The organism is Actinomadura sp. ATCC 39365, from assembly GCF_054392275.1.
Map to the genome: position 1 here is coordinate 5,280,948 of NZ_CP184335.1, position 20,257 is coordinate 5,301,204.

A 20,257-nucleotide genomic window follows, 5' to 3' on the forward strand; every position below is an offset into this window, starting at 1 on the left:
CCGAGGACGACATCATGGATCCCATTCTTTCCAGCTTTCCTCCGAACAGTGTGGCCATCGTCGGCATGGCGGTGAGAGCCCCGTCGGCGCCGGATCTCGAGTCCTTCTGGGCCGTCTGTGAGGCCGGTGGGGAGGCGACGACGTCATGGGCGCCCGCGGCGGGGCAACCGTCGCGGGTCACCACAGCCGGACTGCTTCCCGACGTCGACCTCTTCGACGCCGCGGCGTTCGGACTGAGCCCCGCGGAGGCGGAGATCCTCGATCCCCAGCACCGCGTCTTCCTCGAACTGTGCTGGCAGGCGCTCGACCAGGCCGGAGTGGCACCCGACCCCGACCTGCTGGCCGGCGTGTACGCCGCCGCGGCGCCCAGCAGCTACCGGGTGCGGCCCGCCGGGTCCGAGGCCGCCCGCTACCAGGTGCTGACCAGCAACGAGCCCGACTTCCTGGCCACTCGCGTCAGTTACCTGCTGAACCTGCAGGGCGAAGCGATCAACGTGCAGACCGGCTGTTCCTCTTCGCTCGTCGCCGTGCACCTCGCCGTCGAGAGCCTGCTGGCGGGCAACGTCGACGTCGCCCTCGCCGGCGGCGTGACGGTCAACCTGGACCTGGAGAACGGGTACGTCTTCGAAGAAGGAATGATCTCCGCACCCGACGGCGTCTGCCGGCCCTTCGACGTTGCCGCCAACGGCGCGGTTCCCGGCAACGGCGCGGGTGTCGTCGTCCTGCAGCGGCTCCAGGACGCCTGGGAGCAGCGCCGGATCATCCACGCCGTCATCCGCGCGTCGGCGGTCAACAACGACGGAGCCGGCAAGTCCAGCTTTCTCGCCCCCAGCCGCCGGGGACAGGCCGACGCCCTGCTCACGGCCATGGCGCGAGCACAGGTGCCGGCCGAGAGCATCGGCTATCTGGAGACCCATGGCACCGGCACCCGGCTGGGCGACGCCATCGAGCTGGCCGCGGCTCAGGACGCCTTCGGCGCGCTCACCCGCGCGACCGGGTTCTGCGCGATCGGGTCGCTGAAGGCCAACTTCGGTCACCTCGACCGGGCGGCAGGCATCGTCGGCCTGATCAAGGCCGCGTTGTGCGTGCAGCGAGGGGTCCAGCCGCCGCTACGGAACTTCGTCGCGCCGCCCCCCGACTTTCCCGCGCACACGTCCGCCTTCACGTTCCCGGTCAACGCCCGGCCGTGGACCGCCGCCGTTCGCCGCGCGGGCGTCAGCTCGTTCGGTGTCGGCGGGACGAACGCCCACGTCGTCGTCGAGCAGGCGCCCGCCACGAGGCCGGTGCGGCGGCCGGCCGCCGGTGCACCGGCGGCTCTTCCCCTGTCAGCACCCAAGGCGTCGGCACTCCCGCCGCTGGAGAGACGCGTTCTCGATCACATCGGCGCCGCCGGTCCCGACCTCGACGTGCTGCACACGCTCGCTCGGGGGAGGCGTCACCACCCCTGGCGGTCGGTGATCGTCCAGGACGGCGGCGTGAACCTGCGTGTGTCCGGCGCACCTGACCAGGTGCGCGGAGAGCTCACCGTGGCCCTTCCGGCGATGGGAGAACCTCTGCGACGGGACTTCGGCGAGCTCCTCGACCGCTACCCGGTCGCCCGCGCGGCCTGGGAGAAGGTCGCCGAGGCCGCGCGGGTCGCCCCGGACGCCATGACACGCGACGCGGACACCCCCCGGCTGCGGGCCGTCGCACGCCTCGGGATCGGCCTCGCCTTCGCCAGGCTGCTGGAGTCGTTCGGCATCCACGTCACCTCCTTCCGCGGTCTGCCGGGTGACCCGCTGCCGCTGCTGCTTCGCGGTGACATCGACCTCGATCGATGCGTGGACGCCGTCCTCGGCACGCCGGGCACGGCCGCCGCCCGCGTCGCGGATCAGCCCTACGGCGAGGGCTACGTCCTCGACCTCGGCAGCGGTGCGGAGACGACCGGGGAACTCACGCTGACGGCCACCATGTCGCATCCCGGCGGCTGCCTGCCGGGGTTGCTCGCGGACGTCGCGACCTTGTGGGTCGCCGGGCACGACGTCGACTGGGACGCGGTGAACGGGTCGGCGGAAGGGGCGATCGCCGTCCTGCCCGCCTACCCCTTCGAACGGCAGTCGTACTGGGTGCACGACCTCGACGAGGACGACGCGCCCCGTGCCAGGTTCGGCCGCTGTGTCCTGGAGGAGGCGCATTGGGTGCCGAGACCGGAGACCCGAGCGGACCGCCCCCTCATACCGGCGGAGGTGCGGGTGGTCGGCGACGGCCCGCTCGCGCGGGCCCTGCGGGACCACGTCGCCGCGATCGACGTCACCGGACGGGACACGTCGGGAAACGCGGTGGTCGTGGTGCAGGCGGATCCCGCGGAGCGGGAGGACTTCGCCTTGTCCTCGTGGCTGCGGGACACGCTGCTCGACCCCGCGCGAGCGCTACGCGCCGACACCTCTGCCCTCGTGCTGGTCACCCGGGGCGCCTTCGCGGTGCTGCCCGGCGAACTGCCCGATCCGTACGCCTGCGGCCTGCTCGGAGTGGCCAGATGCGCCCCTCATGAGATCCTCGGCCTCCAGTCGTCGATTCTCGACCTGGACCCGCACGGCGGGGCGAGCGTCCAGGCCGAGGCCGACCGGATCCTCCGGCACCTGGCGGCTCGCCACCAGGAGGACCGGGCCTGGCGCGGGAGATCGGCGTATCAACGCACCTTCCGGTCCGTGCAGGCCGTGAATCCGAGTCTGCTGCGCCGTGGCGGCACGTATCTCGTGCTCGGCGGCACGGGAAACCTCGGGATCGGCCTCGCCGAGGCGATCTGCGAGCAGACCCGGGCGCGTGTCGTGCTGGCGGGGCGGAGTGCGCGCGCGCCCAAGGCGCCGGCCGTGGTGGCCGCCGAACGGCGCATCCAGGAGTCCGGCTCACGCGTCGAGTGGGTCACGGCGGACTGCACGGACCGAGAGGACCTCAAGCGGCTGCTCAAGGAGGTCGCCGACGGCGAAGGCCGCATCGACGGCATCTTCCACCTGGCGGGGGACACGCACAGGGAGAGTTTCCAGGACCTGGCCACGGTGTCCGCCGAGGCCGCCCTGGCCACCGTCGAGGCGAAGGTGCTCGGCGCCCGGTACCTCGCCGATGAACTCGTGCACGTCGACCACGACTTCGTGGCCATGTACTCGTCCCTGTCCGTGGTCACCGGCGCTCGCGCCTTCGCCCCGTACGTCAGCGCGAACGCCTTCCTGGACGCGCTGGCCCAGGTGGAGACCGCCCGGACGGCCCGCCCGTGGATCTCGATCCAGTGGGATGGCTGGTCGCACGACGGCCGGCCGAGCGCTCGCGGGCTGAGCAGGGAGGAAGGAGCGCGGCTGCTGCAGGCCAGCCTGTGCACGCGGTCGAGCGTGGTCGCGCCGGCCACCGAGCGGGTCGAGGACCGTCTCCGGACCATCCGCCGGGACCTGCTCGCCGTGGCGAGCAGTCTCGTCGAGCACGACGGCGGCCCGGACCACTCTGATGCGCTCGAGGCGACGCTGGCCGCGACCCGGGCTGTCACCGGGCACGCCGGCGTGACGGCCGATGAGACCTTCCTCGCCATCGGGATGGACTCTTTGCAGATGATGCGGCTCGCGGCCCGGCTGCGTCCGCGTCTGCGGGAGGAGGTCACGCTGGCGCAGCTCGTGGCCTGCCGTACGCCCCGGCAGGCCAGCGCCCTGCTGACGGCCGCGCAGCCCACGCCGGGCTCCGGCGGGCCGTCGGGCGCCGACCTCGACCGCGGCGCTCTGTCCACGATGCAGGAGCGCCTGTTCTACGAGAACCAGCTCGGCGGCGGCACCGACGCCTACAACGTGCCGTTCGGCTGGACGGTGCACCGGACGGTCTCGGAGCAGGACCTGCGGGCGGCCGTGGAGGCCGTCCTGGACGAGCATGCCTCGCTTCGCGCGGCCTTCCGCACCGACCGGGCGGGCATCACCCGGCGAACCACGATCCCGGTGTCCGCCGTGCCCGTCACCGTGCACGTGGCGGACGGCGAGCCGGGCGATCTCGTCCAGGAGTTCGTCTCCCGGCCGTTCGACCTGGCGGCGGCCTCGACCCGGGTCCTGCTCCGGGGCGACGGCGAACGCTGGCGAGTCGTCTTCGTCTGCCACCACATCTCCGTCGACGCATGGTCCACCGATCTCATCGCCGGATCACTCTCGGCGCGGCTCTCAGGCGGGCACGGCACCCCCGCCGCGGGCGACTACGGTGACTACGTCGCCTGGGAACAGGCGTTCCGCCGCAGCGGTGACCATGCGCGGCAGCTGGGCTTCTGGCGCGAGACCCTTCGTGCGGCCGTCCCCACCCTGCCGCCCGCCGACGAGGGGGACGACGACACACGGGACGGCGTCGGCCAGGTCACCCGTTCCGTGCGGCCGGCCGCCCTGGTCGGCCTTCAGGAGATTCTCGCGATCGAAGGGGCGACGCTGTTCGCCGCCGCCCTGTCCGCACTCGCCGCCGCACTGTGCCGCTGGTGCCGCACCGACGAGGTGGTGATCGCCACCAACGTCTCCAAGCGCCCGCTTCCGCAGCATGAGAGCATCGTCGGGCTGCTGGTGGACCCGGTGCTGCTCCGGCTGAGGTCGCGGCAGCGGATCTCGTTCGGGGAGAACCTGGCGGAGACGCGGCAACGGCTGGTGGACGCGATGGGCAACGCCGACATCCCGTTCCTGGACGTACTTCCGGTCGTGCAACGCCACCCGGACGCGCGTTCCGCGGCCTTCAGCGTCATCGCGACCATGTTCGACGGCCAGGACGGTGACGCGCTGCTGGAGCCGCTCGACCTCCGGCCGCCTGCCACGGCGAAGTTTCCCCTCGCCGTGGAGTTCCAGGTGGCAGACGGCGAACTCCGGATCCGGGCCCTCTTCGACCGCGGGTCGTATCGGGAGACGACCATCGTGACCGTCCTGGAGGACATGACGCGATATCTCAACACTTTCGCGGCGGCGGGGCCCGGCGGAACGGTTCCCCGCAACGTCGCGTCCACCGGTGAACGTCTCGCAGCACGGCTGACCTCCCCGTCGGCGACGAAGGCGAGCAGACAGCGAGGGATCCCCTGTGAACACTCCCCGTAGGCGGCAGAGGCTGCTGGAAACGATCCTCGACCACTCGCGAACCCGGCCGGCCGCGCAGGCGCTGGTCACGCCGGCCCGCTCCTGGACGTACCGCGAACTCGAACGCGATGCCCACGCTCTGGCGGACCGGCTCGCGACCGCGGGGATCCGCCCCGGCGATCTGCTGGGCATCCTCGGCGGACAGCACGGCACCACGGTCGTCTCCATGATCGGGGTTCTGGCGGCGGGCGCCGGTTTCTGCAGGATCGACCCTTCGCTGTCCGCCCGCCGGCGCGATCTCATGCTGCAAGAACTCGGCAGCCCAGTGGTCCTGGACGCGGATCAGGGTCGGTTGATCCCCTGCCCTCAGGTGGCCCCCAAGCCCCGCGCCGCCGCACCGGACGCCGACTCCGGCGCCGCACTCGTGTACGCGATGTTCACCTCGGGATCCACGGGCCGGCCCAAGGGCGTACTCGTCGACGAGGACAGCCTGCTCAACATGCTGGCCTCCTTCCACGACCTGGCTCCGTGCGACGAAGGCTTCAGAGGCTCACTGCTGGCTCCGCTGAGTTTCGACGTGTCCATGTGGGAGGTCTTCTCGGCCCTTGCCTACGGGGGCACCCTCGTGGTGCCGCCCGAGACGGCCGTCCTCGACGCGGGGGAACTGTGGAGATTCCTGGTCCGCGAACGCGTGCACAGCGCCTATGTGCCACCGGCCCTGTTGACCGGCCTGGTCGCGGAGGCCGAGCGGCAGCCGGCGGCGCTGGAGAGAATGCTGGTGGGTGTGGAGCCGATTCCCCGGCGGCTGCTGGGCCGCCTGCTCGACACCCAGCCCCGGCTGCGGATCGTGAACGGCTACGGCCCCACGGAGACGACCGTCACGGCGACGCTCCACCTGGTCGAGCGGTCCGGCTCCCACCGGCGCGTGCCCATCGGACGGCCGGTCGCCGGCACCGTCGTCCGGCTGCTCGACGAGAGCGGGGCGGAGGTCGCCCCGGGGGAGATCGGCGAGATCGTCGTGTCAGGAGCCGCGGTCGCCCGGGGCTACCTGGGAGCCGACCAAGGCGGCTTCACCGTGCTGCACGGGATGAGAACGTATCGGACGGGCGACTACGGCAGGCTGGCCGAGCAGGGCCTGCTGGAGTTCGTGGGCCGCCGTGATCAGCAGGTCAAGATCGACGGGTTCCGCGTCGAGCCTGCCGAGACCGAACTCGCGATGACGGAGCACCCGCTCGTCCGGCGTGCCGTGGCCTTCACGACGGAGACCGCCGGCGGCAAGCACAGGCTCGTCTGCGCCGTGGAAGCCTCGGGACCCGTCGACGAGGCCGCGCTGCTCGCATTCGTCAGCGAGCGGCTGCCGCGGCATCTGTCGCCCAGCCGGGTGCTCGTCGTCTCCGCATGGCCGCTGTCCGCGAACGGCAAGGTCGATGTCGCGGCGCTCTCTTCGCTGGTCGGAACCCGTCCCGCCGATCTGCCGTACACGCCGCCGGAGACACCGGAGGCCAGGCAGGTGGCCGCGGTGTGGGCCGAACAGCTCGACGTGGACCGGATCGGCGTCGACGACGAGTTCCAGCGGCTCGGCGGCACGTCCACCGACGCGGTGCAGCTGGCCACGCGGCTGCGGAGCATGGGCGTTCCCGTCACCGGCGGGGCGATCCTGCGACGCAGGACTATCCGCGCACTCCTGGCCGAGCCCGTGCGGGCCTCGGCCGGCACACCGTCCGAACGCGTCTCGGGCGAGCACCCGGCCACGATGGAGCAGGCGGGTGTGTGGGCCTGGCGTGAGCTGCATCCGTCGTCGTCGCTGACCACCGTGCTCTTCACCATGGAGATCGAGGGCCCGGTCGACGGCGCTCGCTTCGCGGAGGCCCTCTCGGTGGTGGTGGCACGTCACGCGTCGCTGCGCACCACGTTCTTCATGGACGACACCGGTCGGCTCGGGCAGCGGGTCGCCGAGGCGGCGTGCGGCGCTCTCTCGCTTCGCCGGGTCGAGAGCCGCGAGTCGGCGAGCCTGCGGGTCGCGCGGCTCGGCGAGCGTCGCTTCGACCTCAGGACGGAGTGCTGGGCGGCGGAACTGCTCCAGGGCCCCGACACGGCCGTCTTCGCGTTCGCCGCCGATCACACCGTCTTCGACGGCGAGTCGGCGGCCATTCTCCAGTCAGAGCTGGCCCGCGCCTACGACGGCAGCCTGCCGCGCGAAGAGGTGCCAGGTCCGGCGGTCCTGCGACCCGGCCGGGACGGCGGCGGGCAGGCGCGGGCCGAGACGGAGGCGTATTGGCGGGAGCGGCTGTCGGCCGCCGACCTGACGCGTTCCGCGCTTCCCGGCCGATTCGACGCCGACGTCACGCAGAGCCGGCCCGTACGCCAGGAGTCCTTCTCCTTCACCATCGCGGCCGAGGCGCTCACCGGCCTCAGGGAGCTGTCGCGCACGACGGGCGCGACACCGATGACCGTGTTCCTGTCGGGGCTCAAGGCCCTGTCCCGGCTGCGGGCCGGCACCCCGGCCAACACCGTGTGCCTGGCCCGGTCACGGCGCGAGGAAGCAGGCGCGGTGGACGGGATGGGACTGTACGTGACCCTGCTGCCGATCAACGACGAGCTTCCCCTGTCCGGCCTGAAACAGCTGACGTTCAGGTCCTACGTGGAGCAGGTGGCGGCGACGACCGCCGAAGCGCTTGATCACGCCACGCTCGGCTACGAGGAGATCCTGCATACGCTGCCGGGCCGCACCCAGAATGGATCGCCCGGGATCGTCCTGGTGGAAGAGGTGACGCCGGAGCCGGTCGACACCGGCGAGATCCGATTCCTCCCTTGTGCCGAGCGGTATCCCACGAACACGATGTACGACCTGACCGTGTTCGTGCGCCGTGCGCCCGGTACGGCGGCCGGCTGGGAGGTCACGGTGGTGGGCGACTCCAGTGCCTGCCTGGACGGTGCGGTGAGGACCTTCGCCGACGCCTTGTCCGCGTTCCTGCGATCGGCCCTGGAAGAGCCCGACGAGCCCATCGACGCCCTGCCCTACCTGACCCCGGCGGAACGCGCCCTGGTGCTCGCATCGGCACAGAGCGCCGAGCCGACGGGCACGCGGAGCCTGGTCGAGGCGGTCGCAGGCTGGGTCGGCCGGCGGCCCGGGAAGACGGCGGTCGAACATGACGGCCGGGCGACGACCTACGCCGAACTCTGGCAGCGAGCGCAGGACATCGCCGTGACGCTGCAGCCGGTCCCGCCGACTCCGGGGATCGCCGTGGTGCTCGCCAAGAGCCCGGACCTGGTCGCGACGTTTCTCGCCTGTCTCCTGGCCAGGCACGCGTACCTGCCGTTGACGCCGGAGCACGCGACGACGCGGCTGCCCGCGCTGGTCCGCAACAACGGGATCCGGATGTGCGTCACGTCCGCCGCGCTGGCGCGCGACCTGGATCTCGACGGTTGTGAGGTCGTCATCGTCGACGACATCGCGCCGGGTTCTCCCGCCGGAGCCGCCGATCCCGGCCGCGCACGCTCCGACGACGCGCCGGCGTACATCATGCCGACGTCGGGCAGCACCGGTCCGGCCAAGCTCGTGCAGGTGTCGCAGGCCGCCATCTGCGCTCTCGTGCTGGGACGACGTACGTTGCCCATCGACGAGCACGACCGTCTGATGCTGGTGACCAACTCGTCCTTCGACCCCGCCGCGTGGGAGCTGTGGGGCGCGCTGGCGAACGGCGCCACCCTCGTCGCTCCCACCGAGCAGGAGCTCGCCACCCCGGAGGCGCTGGGCCGCGCGCTGCTCGACCACGAGATCACCGTGGGCTTCATCGCCACGACGTTGTTCGCCCAGTTGCTCTCCGCGGGTCTGCCCAAGCTGAAGCTCATGCGGCATCTCGTCGTCGGCGGTGAGGCCGTGCCGGCTCAGCACTTCAGGCGGGCGGCGGCGTCCGTGCCGCCGGAGAGCCTGGTCAACGGCTATGGTCCGACCGAGAACACGGTCTACTCGTGCTGCTACCGGTACGACCCGGCCCACGGGTACGAGCGGAAGCTGCCCATCGGCCCGCCTCGTGACGGCTCAGGTGCGGTGGTCCTGGCCGACGGGCTGCACCCGGTGGCGCCGGGGATGCCCGGCGAGCTCATCGTCACGGGGAGCGGGCTCGCCGACGGGTATGTCGGGGACGAGACACTGACCTCTGCGCGTTTCATCTCGCTGCCCCAGGAGTACGGCCGCCGTGGATATCGCACGGGTGACGGGGCCCGGCTGCTGCCGTCGGGCGACTTCGACTACCTGGGCAGGCTCGACCGCCAGCTCAAGGTCAGGGGCTTCAGGCTCGAACCGAGCGACGTGGAGAGCGTGCTCCGCCAGCATCCGGACGTACGGCAGGCGGTCGCCTTCGACGTCAGGACCGCGAACGGCCCGCTGCTCTGCGCGGCGGTCGAACCCGCCGGCCTCGACGGTGCCGCGCTGCGACAGTTCGTGGCCGGCAGGGTTCCCGACTACATGGTGCCCGCACGCATCCTCTCGGTGGCCGCGGTGCCGGCGACGCCCCAGGGGAAGACGGACTTCGAGGCGCTCAGGAGCATGGCCGCCGCCATGCACAGCGCGCGCGGCGGGCCGACGACGCGTACCGAGGACGTTCTGCTCGAACTGTGGCAGGACGTCCTGGCCCTGGAGAGTCTGGACGTCGAGGCGGACCTGTTCGAACTCGGGGCGCATTCCCTGTCCATCCTGACCGTCTCGGCGCGGGCGTCCCAGATGCTCGCGGCCCCGCTCCCGGCGCACCTGGTCTACGAGACACGCACGGTGCGGGCCCTGGCTGCCGGTTTCGACGCGCAGCGCGAGGGCGTGCCGTCCTACGATCACACTCGCGTGCGGCAACGCGTGGCCCGCACGGCCCGCCTGCGCGTGGAACAAGGAAACAACAACCACTCGAGCACCGATCGGCGACCTTGATGGAACATTCACCACCTCACCACTCGCCCTCTCCGCTGCGCCCCTGCCAGGCGCACGACGACTGGAGACGGCGGATCCACGCCCTGCCCGCCGACGACCTGCGCAAGCTCGCGCGGGACATCGAGGAGTCCTGCCGCGAGCTGGGCATCTGGCAGCACACCGGCCTGGTCCCCCTGCAGCCGTTCGTGATCGAGGCCGCCGCCGGGCGGCTGCTGGACACGCTGACGGGCCAGTTGGAACGGCTGGTGGTGGCGCAGGCCACGCATGTCGCGGGGGAAGACCTGAACCGGCTCGCCGATCACGTCGGGGTGCCCCCGGAGGCGCGCTGGTTCCTGCCCGGCCGCCAGCCGCTGAACCGGGTGCTCGGCTGCTCGCGCGCGGACGTGCTGGTCGAGGACGGCCGTCCGCGGTTTCTGGAGTTCAACTTCGGGGCGTGCCTCAACGGCGCCACGTCCACGCCGGTCCTGACCCGCGCCCTGATGGAATCGGCTCCGGGGATCGACACGCGCCGCGCGCACGGCATCACGACGCAGTCGGTGTTCGCCGCGCGGCTGGCCTGGGTCAAGGACCACCTGCCGCCCGGCACGGCCAGGCTGGCCCTGCTGGGGTTCGCGCGGGACGGGGACGAGGGCTCGCTGCGGGCCTTCGAGCTTGAGGCGGCCCACCACTCGGCGAACGGGCTGAGCTGCGACTTCGTCCCCTTCGACGAGGCAGAGGTCGGCGACGACGCCCTGCACTGGCGGGGCACCACCTACCCTGCCGCCGTCAAGTACTTCATGGCCTCCGAGCGGGTGGTCCTCGAGCACGCCGACAAGCTGGCCGCGCTCGAACGCAGCGGCGTGGCCCTCTTCGGAGGCCAGCCCGCCGCGCTGTTCACCAGCAAGGTTCTCGTCGCCGACCTGTTCCAGCGGACCGACCTGCCGCCGGACCAGGAGCGTCTCCTCGACTTCGTGCCCTGGACGGCGAGGCTCGCGGAGGAGCCCGCCCGCCGCGGCGGAGAGGTCGTGGACGTCGCCGAATGGACCGCCAACCATCGGGAGCGGGCCGTGCTCAAGCCGAGCAACGCCTTCGGCTCGCGCGGAGTGGTCCTCGGAGACCGTACTCCGGCAGGCGAATGGGAGCGCGTGGTGAAGGAGGCCGTACGGGCGGGCGACTACGTCGTGCAGGAGGCCGTCGATCCCGACCCTTGGCCGCTGACCTACTGGGACCTGGAGCGCGAGGAGATCCGCGACGTTCTCGCGCCCGTGCTCCTCGGCCCCTTCCAGGTCATGGAGCGCAGCGGCGGCTGCTACACCAAGCAGCCCGGGGTCAACGACGCGGGCCGGCTGGTCAGGAGCCGGGACGGGTTGTCATTCGGATGCGTCGTGGCGGCCGGTGAGTGACACGGCCGTGGAGCCGTCGCGGGCCGGCGGCTCCTGGCTGTCCCGGCTGCTGGTCGCGTTCGGGTTCGCGAATGTCGCCGACGGCGTCAGCCTCGTCCTGCTGCCCATCGTCACGGTCTCGCTGACGCACTCGCCGATCGCCCTGGGCGCCGTGGCGCTGGCCAGGACCCTGCCATGGTCCCTGCTCGCGACCCCGGTCGGCGTGCACGCCGACCGGAGTCCGTTACGGGTGCTGATGATCAGCGCCAACGCCGTCCGCTGCGCGATCATGGTTGTGCTCGCCGGCCTGCTCGTCCTGGATCACCTGCCGCTCGCCTTGGTCATCGTCGCCGCCGGGCTGATCGGCGTCTGCGAGGTGTACTACGACATCGCCGCGCAGACCGCCCTGCCGAGGCTGGTGCAGCGCGAAGCGCTGGAGAAGGCGAACTCGCGCCAGACGCTGCTCGCGGAGTCCCTGCACGGCATGGCCGGTCCGGCTCTCGGCGGTCTGATCGCGGGTGTCGGCCCGGCTGTCGCGCTGACCGGAGCCGCCGCGTGCTATCTCGTCGCGAGCCTGCTCGGCCTGCGGTTGCCACCCCTCCGTCCCGACACCACATCGCACGGCCGGCTGCGGGCAGAGTTCCTCAAAGGCGTGCGCACGGTCTGGTCCGAGCCGCTGTTGCGGGTCTTCCTGGTCATGACGGGGTTCGGTGCGGTCTCCTTCGCCGGCTGGCAGGCCATGCTCAGCCTCTTCGCGCTCGGTCCAGGACCGGTGCACCTCACCAGCTTCGAGTTCGGCCTCGTCTACTCGATCGGCTCCGTCGGCGGCGTGCTGGCCGCCGCCTGCATGCCGGCCCTCGTGTCGCGGATGTCGCGCGCCGCGCTGATCGTCTTCGCCCGTGTGCTCGCGTCGGTCAGCCTGGTGCTGCCCTTCTTCTTCCGCACGTTTCTCGGTTGTTCCGTGGCGATCACCGGTTACAGCATCGCCGTCATCGTGTGGAACGTGGTGACGGTCTCCTACCGGCAGCGCAGCCTGCCGTCCTCGGTCCTCGGACGCAGCAACGCCGCCTACCGCACCGTGGCGTGGGGGCTGCTGCCGCTGGGCCCGGCCGTCGCCGGACTGGTCAGCCAGGCCGGGGGTCCGGCGATCGGCCTGTTGTCCATGGGCGGGCTGAGCGCCGTGGCTCTGGTGCTGCTTCCCGCAGTCCTCGCCCGTCGGGCCATGCTCGACGCCCAACAGCCGGAGAAGGTGTGATGGTCGCAGCGAAACTGGACGCGTACCTGCTGGACAGCCGGGACGGCGGCTCCTGGGGGCGGTGGCTCGCCGACCGCGTCGAGGAGGTCATGAAGATCGGTCCGTATCGGCACCCTGCCGCGCCGATCCCCCCTTCGCCCCCTGTACCTGCCCGCGGCGGAGGTCACGCACCTGGCGCAGATCACCGCGCGGTTCGTACGGCTGCTCATCAGGACGTGCGAGGCCAGAGCCGGCGGCGTCGCCGAACTGGAGAGGCTGCTGCGCTATGAGCGCCCCGCGGAGTCCCTGCTCACGGAGAGCGAGTGGCAGAACAGGTTCGCGGCAGACTCGGTACGTCCCGACATCGTGATCAGTTCGGGCACACCCAGATTCGTGGAGTTCAACATCAACTCCGCCATCGCGGGGCCGGAACAGGTGGCGGCGCTCAACCGGCTCTACCGGCGGCACCTGCTCGGCAACGCCGAGACCGCCGGACTCCTGCCGCGCGCCGAGGTGCTGGAGCCGTTGCCGCCGCGCAGCCGGGCGGTGGCGGCGGCGTCCGCGGCCTTCCACGGCGATCCAGGGCCGGTCGCGGTCATGGGCTGGGCCGAGAAGGGGTTCGGGGCGGAGGAGTACTTCGCCGACGTCCTCGACGACCTGAACAGAGCAGGGCTGGACGCGTATTTCGCGCTCCCGGGACAGTTCGCGGCCCATGCCGGCCGGCTGCACTCCCACCGCGGTCCCGTCGGCACGGTGCTGCGTATGTTCGTCACCGCGGACGCGGAGGAAGAGGGCCTGGACCTGTCGCCGGTGCGCGAGGCCCTGGCCGCCGACCGCGTCCTCGTCCTGTCGCCCGAGGCAGGGTCGCTCTTCGCGTCCAAGCTCGCGCTGGCCTGGCTGAGCACGGACGCCGACGAGCAGCGCCTGTCCGCGCGGGACGGTGAGTTCGTGGCGCGCCACCTGCCGTGGACCCGTGAGGTCCGCGACTCCTCCGTCCGCTGGGCAGGCCGTTCGCACGACCTGCTGACGCTGTTGCGGCAGGAACAGCACCGGTTCGTGCTCAAGCCGTCGAACAGGTACGGGGCCGCCGGCGTCGTGATGGGCCGCGATGTCACTCCGGAGGAGTGGGAACGTGCGCTGTCACACGCCGAACGGTCGAAGACCTATGTGGCGCAGGAGTTCTGCCGCCCCGACCCGGTGGAACTGCCCGTCCTGTACGAGGCCGACGCCACGCCGACCATGCTCCACGGGACGGCGGTGTTCAGCCCGATGCTCTTCGGCCTGCGGCTGGGCGGCATGCTGGCCCGGATCGTGCCGGACAGGGACAGATCAATCGTCAACGCGGTCTCGGGGGGTCTGATGAACTCCGTCTGGGCCGCAGAGGAGAGCTGAGCGATGCTCGACGTCTGGGACGCAACCCATCAGGCCCTGCCGCCGGCCGCGGCCGCAGCGGCCGCCGACCTGATCAACACCAGGCTCGCCGGGCTCAGGTTCGCCTCGTCGGACGGCCTGACCGCCCTGCGGCCCGTCGAGTTGGCGCCCGAGGTGCGCGAGCGGCTGGCCTGGGCGGCCCGCCGCCTGGTGAACGTGATCCACCGCTACTGCTGGGCCCTGACCGGGAACCCGCGGGAACTGGCGAAGCTCTGCGGGATGGAACCACGCCAGCAGCCCTTCCTCGGCGCGCTGGACCCCGCACTCGAGAGGGCCCTGTCCAGCTGCAACGCCCGGCCGGACGCGCTGCTCCGCAACGGCACCCCCGTCTTCCTGGAGGCCAACTTCGGCGCCGCCAACAGCAGCCCCATCACCACGAACGCGCTTCTCCCCGTCTACGAGGAGCTCTACGGGTGCGTGCCGAAGGTCGGCGACTCCGAGCTGCGCGAGCCGTTCGCCGCTCGCGCGCGGCTGTATGGGCGCCTGTGTGCCGAACTGCGGCTCGAAAGGCGCATTCTCATCGTCGGAACGGTACGCGAGCCGGACGTGGGGTCAGTGAGGTACCTGCAGTCCGAAGCGGATTTCATGGCTTCTGCCGGTTTCGAGAGCGAGTACGTGGAGCCCGAGTTCTTCAGCGCGGCGCGCGGCCGCGAGGTGGCCAGGAGCGGCGGCATCGTCCTGAAGCACTTCCTGCCCGAGGAATGGCTGGACCTCGGCTTCGACATCGCGTGGAAGGACCTCAGGGAGGCCCACCGGAACATGGTCTGGCTCGTCCCCGACTCCGGGCTCTCGCTGTCGAGCAAGCTGGTGCTGGCCTGGCTGAGCGCCAACTGCGACCAGCTCGACGTGGACGACAGGGCCTTCGTGCGTGAGCACATCCCGTGGACACGGGTGCTGGACGGGACTCCGCTCGAATTCATGGGCACCAAGGCCGGACCCGAGGAACTCCTCACCCGCTTCCAGGCCCATCTGGTGGTCAAGCCCGCGACGTCGTGCGCGGGTCAGGGGGTGCTCGTGGGCAGAGCCACGCCCGCGGACGTGTGGACGGACGCAGTAAGACGGGTCATGTCGGACGGGACGCACATCGTCCAGGAACATGTGCAGGCGGATGACTTGGAGATGGACTTCTACGACGCCTCGACCGGGGCTGTCATCCGCAGGCCGATCTCGTACGTGCTCGGCCCCTACGTCGTGGACGGCATGAGCGCGGGCTGCTCCGTCCGGCACGCCATCTCGTCCGAGGACGGGGTCGTGAATCACGCTCGGGGAGCCGCGATCAACCTGACGCTCTGACTGGGGGAGACCGTCGCGGATCCGGGGGTATTTTCCGCGCCCGTACGTCCTCCGACCCGGGTGGACAGCCACGACGAGGAGGGGCCTCATGACGCTGCAGAAGTCCGACATCGACTCCCTGGTCGACTGGATCGCCGGCAAGAAGTTCGGCAAGGCCACCAACTACACGCTCGCCATCGTCGACGACAACCTGTGGTTCACCAAGTCCAACGGCCTCGGCGGCGTCACGGGGGAGGGCCCGGCCGCCATCGTCGGCGAGATCGAGTCCCGGGGTCTCAACAGCGGCCGGCTGGTGTGCATCGCCGGCGCGTTCTGCGACAACGTCAGCAACCACGCCGAGATGTGCATCCTGGCCGCGGTGGGCGAGAAGAACCTGTCGTCCATCAAGTACCTGAAGTGCTGCGCGCCCGTCTGCGACTTCTGCAAGGTGGTCCTCGACCACCACAAGATCCCCTACAGCTTCCGGCCCGCGCAGCGCGAGGGCGAGACCGTGACCGACGCCGCCTCCCAGCAGGGCTGGCGCCATCCGTTCCTGCCCGTCGGGTTCGGCACCCAGAGCGGCGACACCGCCAAGCAGCTGCAGGCGCTGGCCGAGCTCAACGACGCCGGGGTCGTCGAGGAGCGCAACGTGCCCGCCGGCGGCACCTACCTGTTCACCAAGCGCAAGGCGGGCAACTACAAGGAGGTCGACTTCGGCTAGGTCCGCCGAGGAGGCGTCGGGGCGGCGGCGGATCGCGGTCATGACGAGGCCGGCGCCACCGCGCCGGAGGTCAGAGCCGCCTGTACGATGCGGAGCGCTTCGGTGGCGTCGAGGCCGACGCTGGCGATCACGGCGGCGTAGTCGGCGGCGGCCCGGCGGGCCCGTTCCCGGCCTTCCTCGCCGGCGGCCGACACGAACGAGCCCGCCCGCCCGCGCGTCTCGATCAGCCCCGCCTCCTCCAGCTCCCGGTAGGCCCGGCCGACCGTGTTGACGGCCAGGCCGAGGTCGGCCGCCATGTGGCGGATGGTCGGCAGCCGGGCGCCCACGGCCAGCGTGCGGTTCTGGATCTGCCGGGCGAGCTGGGCCCGCAACTGCTCGAACGGCGGGACCGGTGAGCCCGCATCGATGACGATCATCGCAGGCCCACCGCGCGCCGCGCCGTGGCCGCGTACGACGGCGCTCTGACATGGACGGCGACCAGGGCGAGCATCCCCAGCACCAGGAAACCCACCGAGGCGGCGCTCCACCACCCGGGCGCGAACCCGGACAGCAGCACCACCGGCAGCGACCACAGAACAGCCGGCGCGGAGCTCTCGCGCGCGTCCTCGATGCGCATGACGACATCGGCCGTCAGCGAGACCTCGTCCTCGGCCACGACGGGCCGGGCCAGCATCTCCCGCAGTTGCAGGACGGCGCCGAGGGCGACTCCGGTCACGGCGACCAGCAGCACGACGGCGGCGTGCCGTGCGGTGCCCTCGGTGACGACCAGCGCGCTCGCCCCCAGCGCGAACGCGCAGGCGAAGGCGGCGCCCGCCATGACGGCGTAGGGCCGTCCGAGCAGGGCGGCCCAGCCGAGCTGCACCGGATGGGTCACCCGTCGCGGCAGTGCCGCCCCGGCGCGCCGGTCGACGCGCCGCACCCAGGCGTCCAGCAGCACCTGGGTCAGCAGCAGCGCGGCGATCGACCCGCTCAGCGCCAGCATCGGCACCAGCCGGTTCGGCCCGGACCCGCCGGAGGCTCCTGGCAGGGCGGCGACCTGCGCCAGGGAGGCCGCGACGATCAGCACGGCCAGAAGGACGCTGCCCAGCAGCCGCACTCGCCGCCGCACCGCCAGGCGCGTGGCCAGCAGTGGCGTCGGCGGGCCGTCGTTCAGGCCGTGCCGCCGCAGCCAGGTCTCGGCGCACCGGATGTCGGCCGACGGCGGTCCGGCGTCGGACATGGAAGCGTTCGTCATGCTTCCTCCTTTTGTCGCAAGCTTTGTAGCAACATGGTGCGTCATATCTTGCGACAAAGTCAACGCCCGGGACGCTCGTTGTCCGCGGCTGCAAGCCCGGCTCTGCGGCGACCGCCTCAGGAGGCGGGCCCGAGTTCGCCAAGGGAGTGCAGCCCGTGGGAGCGCCATCAGCACTCCTGGTAGCTACGTCGCTGCCATCGGGCCGCGTTCAGGACACTCCCGGACGTCGAAGATCTGGCAGCCTGGGCGGCCGCTGCGATCCGCCGTTTCGCGCCCGGCGTCCGCCCCCCGGCACCGGCCGACGGGGACGGCGACGGGCGCGTCCCGTCCTGCGGGCCGGAACACGGGAACGCCCGCGCGGCGGGCGACCGGGACGTGCGCGGGGGGCGCCGGTCACCCGGCGGAGACGGTGACGTCTCCGGACCCCGTGGTCAGCGACATCTTGCGCGGCGAGGAGCTGTCCTTCTTGACCGAGACGTTGGCGTCACCGGAGGTCGTGCGGGCCTTCACGTCGAAGGTCTCGTCGGGGACGGTGAGCACGACGTCGCCCGAGCCGACCGACAGCTCGACGTTTTCCGGCGCGGCCGCGTACCTCAGGGTGACCTTGCCGGATCCCCCCTTGACCAGGAGCTTCTTGCCGCCCAGGCCCTCACCCTTGATGTCGCCGGAGCCGGCCTCCAGGTCCAGAGGGCCGGTGAGCGACCTCAGCGTCAGATCGCCCGAGCCGGTGTCCAGGTTGACCGGCATCCCCTTGGGGATCTCCACCTGGTACTCGACCCCGCAGGTGCCCCACGACTTCTCGCAGTCGTAGGAGACGGACAGCGTGCCGCCCTCCACCTTGTGTGCCGCCTGCGGCTTGTCGCTGCTCCAGTAGAGCCTCTCGGTCACGCGGACGGAAGGCGCGTCCGACTCGGTGACGGTCACGTTCCCGCTGCCGCTTCTGAGGTGAAGCCGCTGCACCTTCTCCTTGACCTGGTACGTGCTGGTCTCCTCGTTCTTCGGTTTGCCGATGGCGTCCAGGCCGCACCCGGTCAGGAGCACCGCGGAGGCCAGCAGGCCGCCCGTGATCGCAGTGATCTTCATGCCGTCAATCCTGTCCGGCCATCCCCTCGCCCTGCATCAGGGATGCCCCCGACAGGTCCCCGGGAGAACCCTCACCGCGGACGACACCGTCCGTCCGCGGGAGTCGTGAGGCAGTCGCCGCCACGCCGTCAGGCGGCCACCTTCAGGCCAGGACGGCACCGGCGCAGGTAATACGCGAAGGTCAGGGCGAGCACCGTGGGCCCCCACAGGTTGAGCGGGCTGATGCACACCTTGGCCAGAATCTCCCACCAGACGTTCTCGTAGGCGATCTCGTCAACGGCCCCCATCCACTGGAGCACCGTCTGCACCGGCAGCACCGACAGGATCACACCCCCGGCCGTCGCGGGAACCAGCGCGGCCAGCGGCGGGATGAGCCGGCCCCCGAGAAGAGGGACCCAGGCCGGGACGACCTCCCCCCACCGGCGTACCAGGCCGATGCTCAGCAACGCCGCCAGCTCCGACAGCGTACTGAGCCCGAGGATGTACGGAATTCTGATCCACAGCGCCGGCATGTCCGTGGCGTGGATCTGGCCCATCTCGAAATCGAGCACGAACGGCAGCCGCCACAGGCAGGAGGGCAGCACCAGCAGCGGAAGCGCGTAGGCCGCACGTAGCGCCCAGCGCGGGACATGCCGCTCGGTGTCGCTCGTGGCGGGAGCCGTGCGCAGGAGTTTGATCGGCATGCTTCCACTGTGTCCGGGCCGTGCTCCCGGAAGATCACCTGGGCGGGTGAGCGGTCTCCCCCACCTGGGGGAGACCGGTCCGCCGCACCGGTCATCCGGTCAACGTGACCGGCCGTCCGGGAGAGGTCAGCGGAGGTCGCGGATGAGGGTGCCGATGACGGCGTCGACGCGGTCGGAGTCGAAGTCGTCCGTGCCGATCAGGAGGGTCACGGCGCGCTCGCCGTCGTCGGTGACGGCGTTCCTGAACGTGTGGCCGCCCGCCATGCTGCCCGCGTGCCCCCAGGCGTCCTGTCCCGGAATGAGCTGGTAGCGCTCGACGCCCAGGCCGTAGCCCTGGCCGGCGTCGTCGGGAATGGTCCGCTTCATCTCGGCGAGCTGGGCCGGGGCCAGCAGCCTGCCGGTCACCAGCGCGGTCCAGAAGGCGGTCGCGTCGGCGCCGGTGGAGATCAGCTCGCCGGAGGCGTCGGCCTCGGTGGTGTTCCATTCGGTCCGGTCCACCAGGGACCCGCCGCGCTTGACGTAGCTGCGCAGGTCGGGCTCGGCGATCGTGGTGCGGTCGCCGGGCCAGGAGGTGCCGCGCAGCCCGAGGCGTTTGATGATCCGCCGGTCGATCTCGGTGCCGATGTCGCGGCCGGTGACCTTGGCGACGATCAGCCCGGCCAGGTTGTAGTTGGTGTTGGCGTAGGCGAAGCCGTCAGGGGTCCTGTCGGGCGGTGGCAGGGCGAGCGCCTGCCGGACCGTGCGCAGGGGCTCGATGTGGTCCCAGCGGTGCGCCTCCTCGTCGGCCCAGAACGGCGCCTCCAGGTACTCGGGCAGGCCGCTGGTGTGCTGCAGGAGCTGTCTGATCGTGATCCTGCGCCCGTCGTAGCGTCTGGTGCGGACGAGGCCCGGCAGGTAGCGGTCGACGGTGTCGTCCAGCCGGATCCGGCCCTCGCCGACGAGCTGGAGCACGACGGTGGCGGTCCACGCCTTGGTGTCGCTGCCGATCCGGCTGTGCTCGTCGCCGGTGACCTTGCGGCCCGTCCTGCGGTCGGCCACGCCGACGCCTCCGCTCCAGAGGCCGCAGCCCGGGCTCTTGACCGTCACGACGATCCCCGGCGCGCCGACGTCCTTCAGCGACTCCAGGGCCGTCCGGATGGGTCCGGTGTCACACTGCGGCGCGGCCGCCGCCGCGGGCGCGGTCACCAGGGCGGCGGTGACCGCCAGGGCCGCGACGGCACTCGTCCCAGCTCGCATGATCTCCCCTTCACACTCGTCTCGCCCACGGTC

At 71.5% G+C, this 20,257-nt stretch carries 12 protein-coding genes; 7 read left to right on the forward strand and 5 right to left on the reverse strand.

The genetic code is table 11. The features are described from left to right. Positions 1–14: 14 nt before the first annotated feature. The 7 genes from ACNF49_RS25950 (at position 15) to ACNF49_RS25980 (ending at position 15,988) form a co-directional block, all read left to right on the forward strand. Positions 15–5,069 carry an SDR family NAD(P)-dependent oxidoreductase gene (locus ACNF49_RS25950; RefSeq protein ID WP_482945296.1) on the forward strand — a complete coding sequence of 1,685 codons (5,055 nt, stop codon included), beginning with the start codon at positions 15–17 and terminating at the stop codon, positions 5,067–5,069. Then, positions 5,053–9,969 (forward strand): non-ribosomal peptide synthetase, encoded by a 4,917-nt coding sequence (locus ACNF49_RS25955; protein WP_482945297.1) that lies wholly within the window; start codon positions 5,053–5,055, stop codon positions 9,967–9,969. Before ACNF49_RS25950 ends, ACNF49_RS25955 begins: the two co-directional genes overlap by 17 nt. Beyond that, positions 9,969–11,351, forward strand: a complete 1,383-nt coding sequence (locus ACNF49_RS25960) for a hypothetical protein (protein ID WP_482945298.1) — start codon at positions 9,969–9,971, stop codon at positions 11,349–11,351. Before ACNF49_RS25955 ends, ACNF49_RS25960 begins: the two co-directional genes overlap by 1 nt. Continuing rightward, the gene (locus ACNF49_RS25965) at positions 11,344–12,585 is read left to right on the forward strand and encodes an MFS transporter (protein ID WP_482945299.1); all 1,242 of its coding nucleotides are present in this window, start codon (positions 11,344–11,346) and stop codon (positions 12,583–12,585) included. The genes ACNF49_RS25960 and ACNF49_RS25965 overlap by 8 nt, the downstream gene beginning before the upstream one ends. Before the next feature lie 372 nt (positions 12,586–12,957). Continuing rightward, positions 12,958–13,956, forward strand: coding sequence for a hypothetical protein (locus ACNF49_RS25970; RefSeq protein WP_482945300.1), 999 nt, complete (start codon positions 12,958–12,960; stop codon positions 13,954–13,956). A 3-nt stretch (positions 13,957–13,959) separates the two neighbouring features. Further along, on the forward strand, positions 13,960–15,288 hold the full coding sequence (locus ACNF49_RS25975; RefSeq protein WP_482945301.1) for a hypothetical protein: 1,329 nt from the start codon (positions 13,960–13,962) through the stop codon (positions 15,286–15,288). A gap of 88 nt (positions 15,289–15,376) precedes the next feature. Then, complete coding sequence (locus tag ACNF49_RS25980) at positions 15,377–15,988, forward strand: hypothetical protein (RefSeq protein WP_482945302.1); 612 nt, start codon at positions 15,377–15,379, stop codon at positions 15,986–15,988. Positions 15,989–16,026: 38 nt separating this feature from the next. Here the strand turns inward: ACNF49_RS25980 and ACNF49_RS25985 are convergent, their stop codons facing one another. The 5 genes from ACNF49_RS25985 to ACNF49_RS26005 form a co-directional block, all read right to left on the reverse strand. After that, positions 16,027–16,404: a GntR family transcriptional regulator gene (locus ACNF49_RS25985; protein WP_357982425.1), complete on the reverse strand. Its 378-nt coding sequence runs from the start codon at positions 16,402–16,404 to the stop codon at positions 16,027–16,029. After that, complete coding sequence (locus ACNF49_RS25990; RefSeq protein WP_482945303.1) at positions 16,401–17,222, reverse strand: hypothetical protein; 822 nt, start codon at positions 17,220–17,222, stop codon at positions 16,401–16,403. Before ACNF49_RS25990 ends, ACNF49_RS25985 begins: the two co-directional genes overlap by 4 nt. 393 nt (positions 17,223–17,615) lie before the next feature. Further along, complete coding sequence (locus ACNF49_RS25995) at positions 17,616–18,305, reverse strand: DUF4097 family beta strand repeat-containing protein (RefSeq protein WP_482945304.1); 690 nt, start codon at positions 18,303–18,305, stop codon at positions 17,616–17,618. Between the two features lie 128 nt (positions 18,306–18,433). Continuing rightward, a complete protein-coding gene (locus ACNF49_RS26000; RefSeq protein ID WP_482945305.1) occupies positions 18,434–18,988 on the reverse strand; it encodes a hypothetical protein in 555 nt (184 codons plus the stop codon). A gap of 126 nt (positions 18,989–19,114) precedes the next feature. Then, positions 19,115–20,224: a serine hydrolase domain-containing protein gene (locus tag ACNF49_RS26005; RefSeq protein ID WP_482945306.1), complete on the reverse strand. Its 1,110-nt coding sequence runs from the start codon at positions 20,222–20,224 to the stop codon at positions 19,115–19,117. Positions 20,225–20,257: the final 33 nt, after the last annotated feature.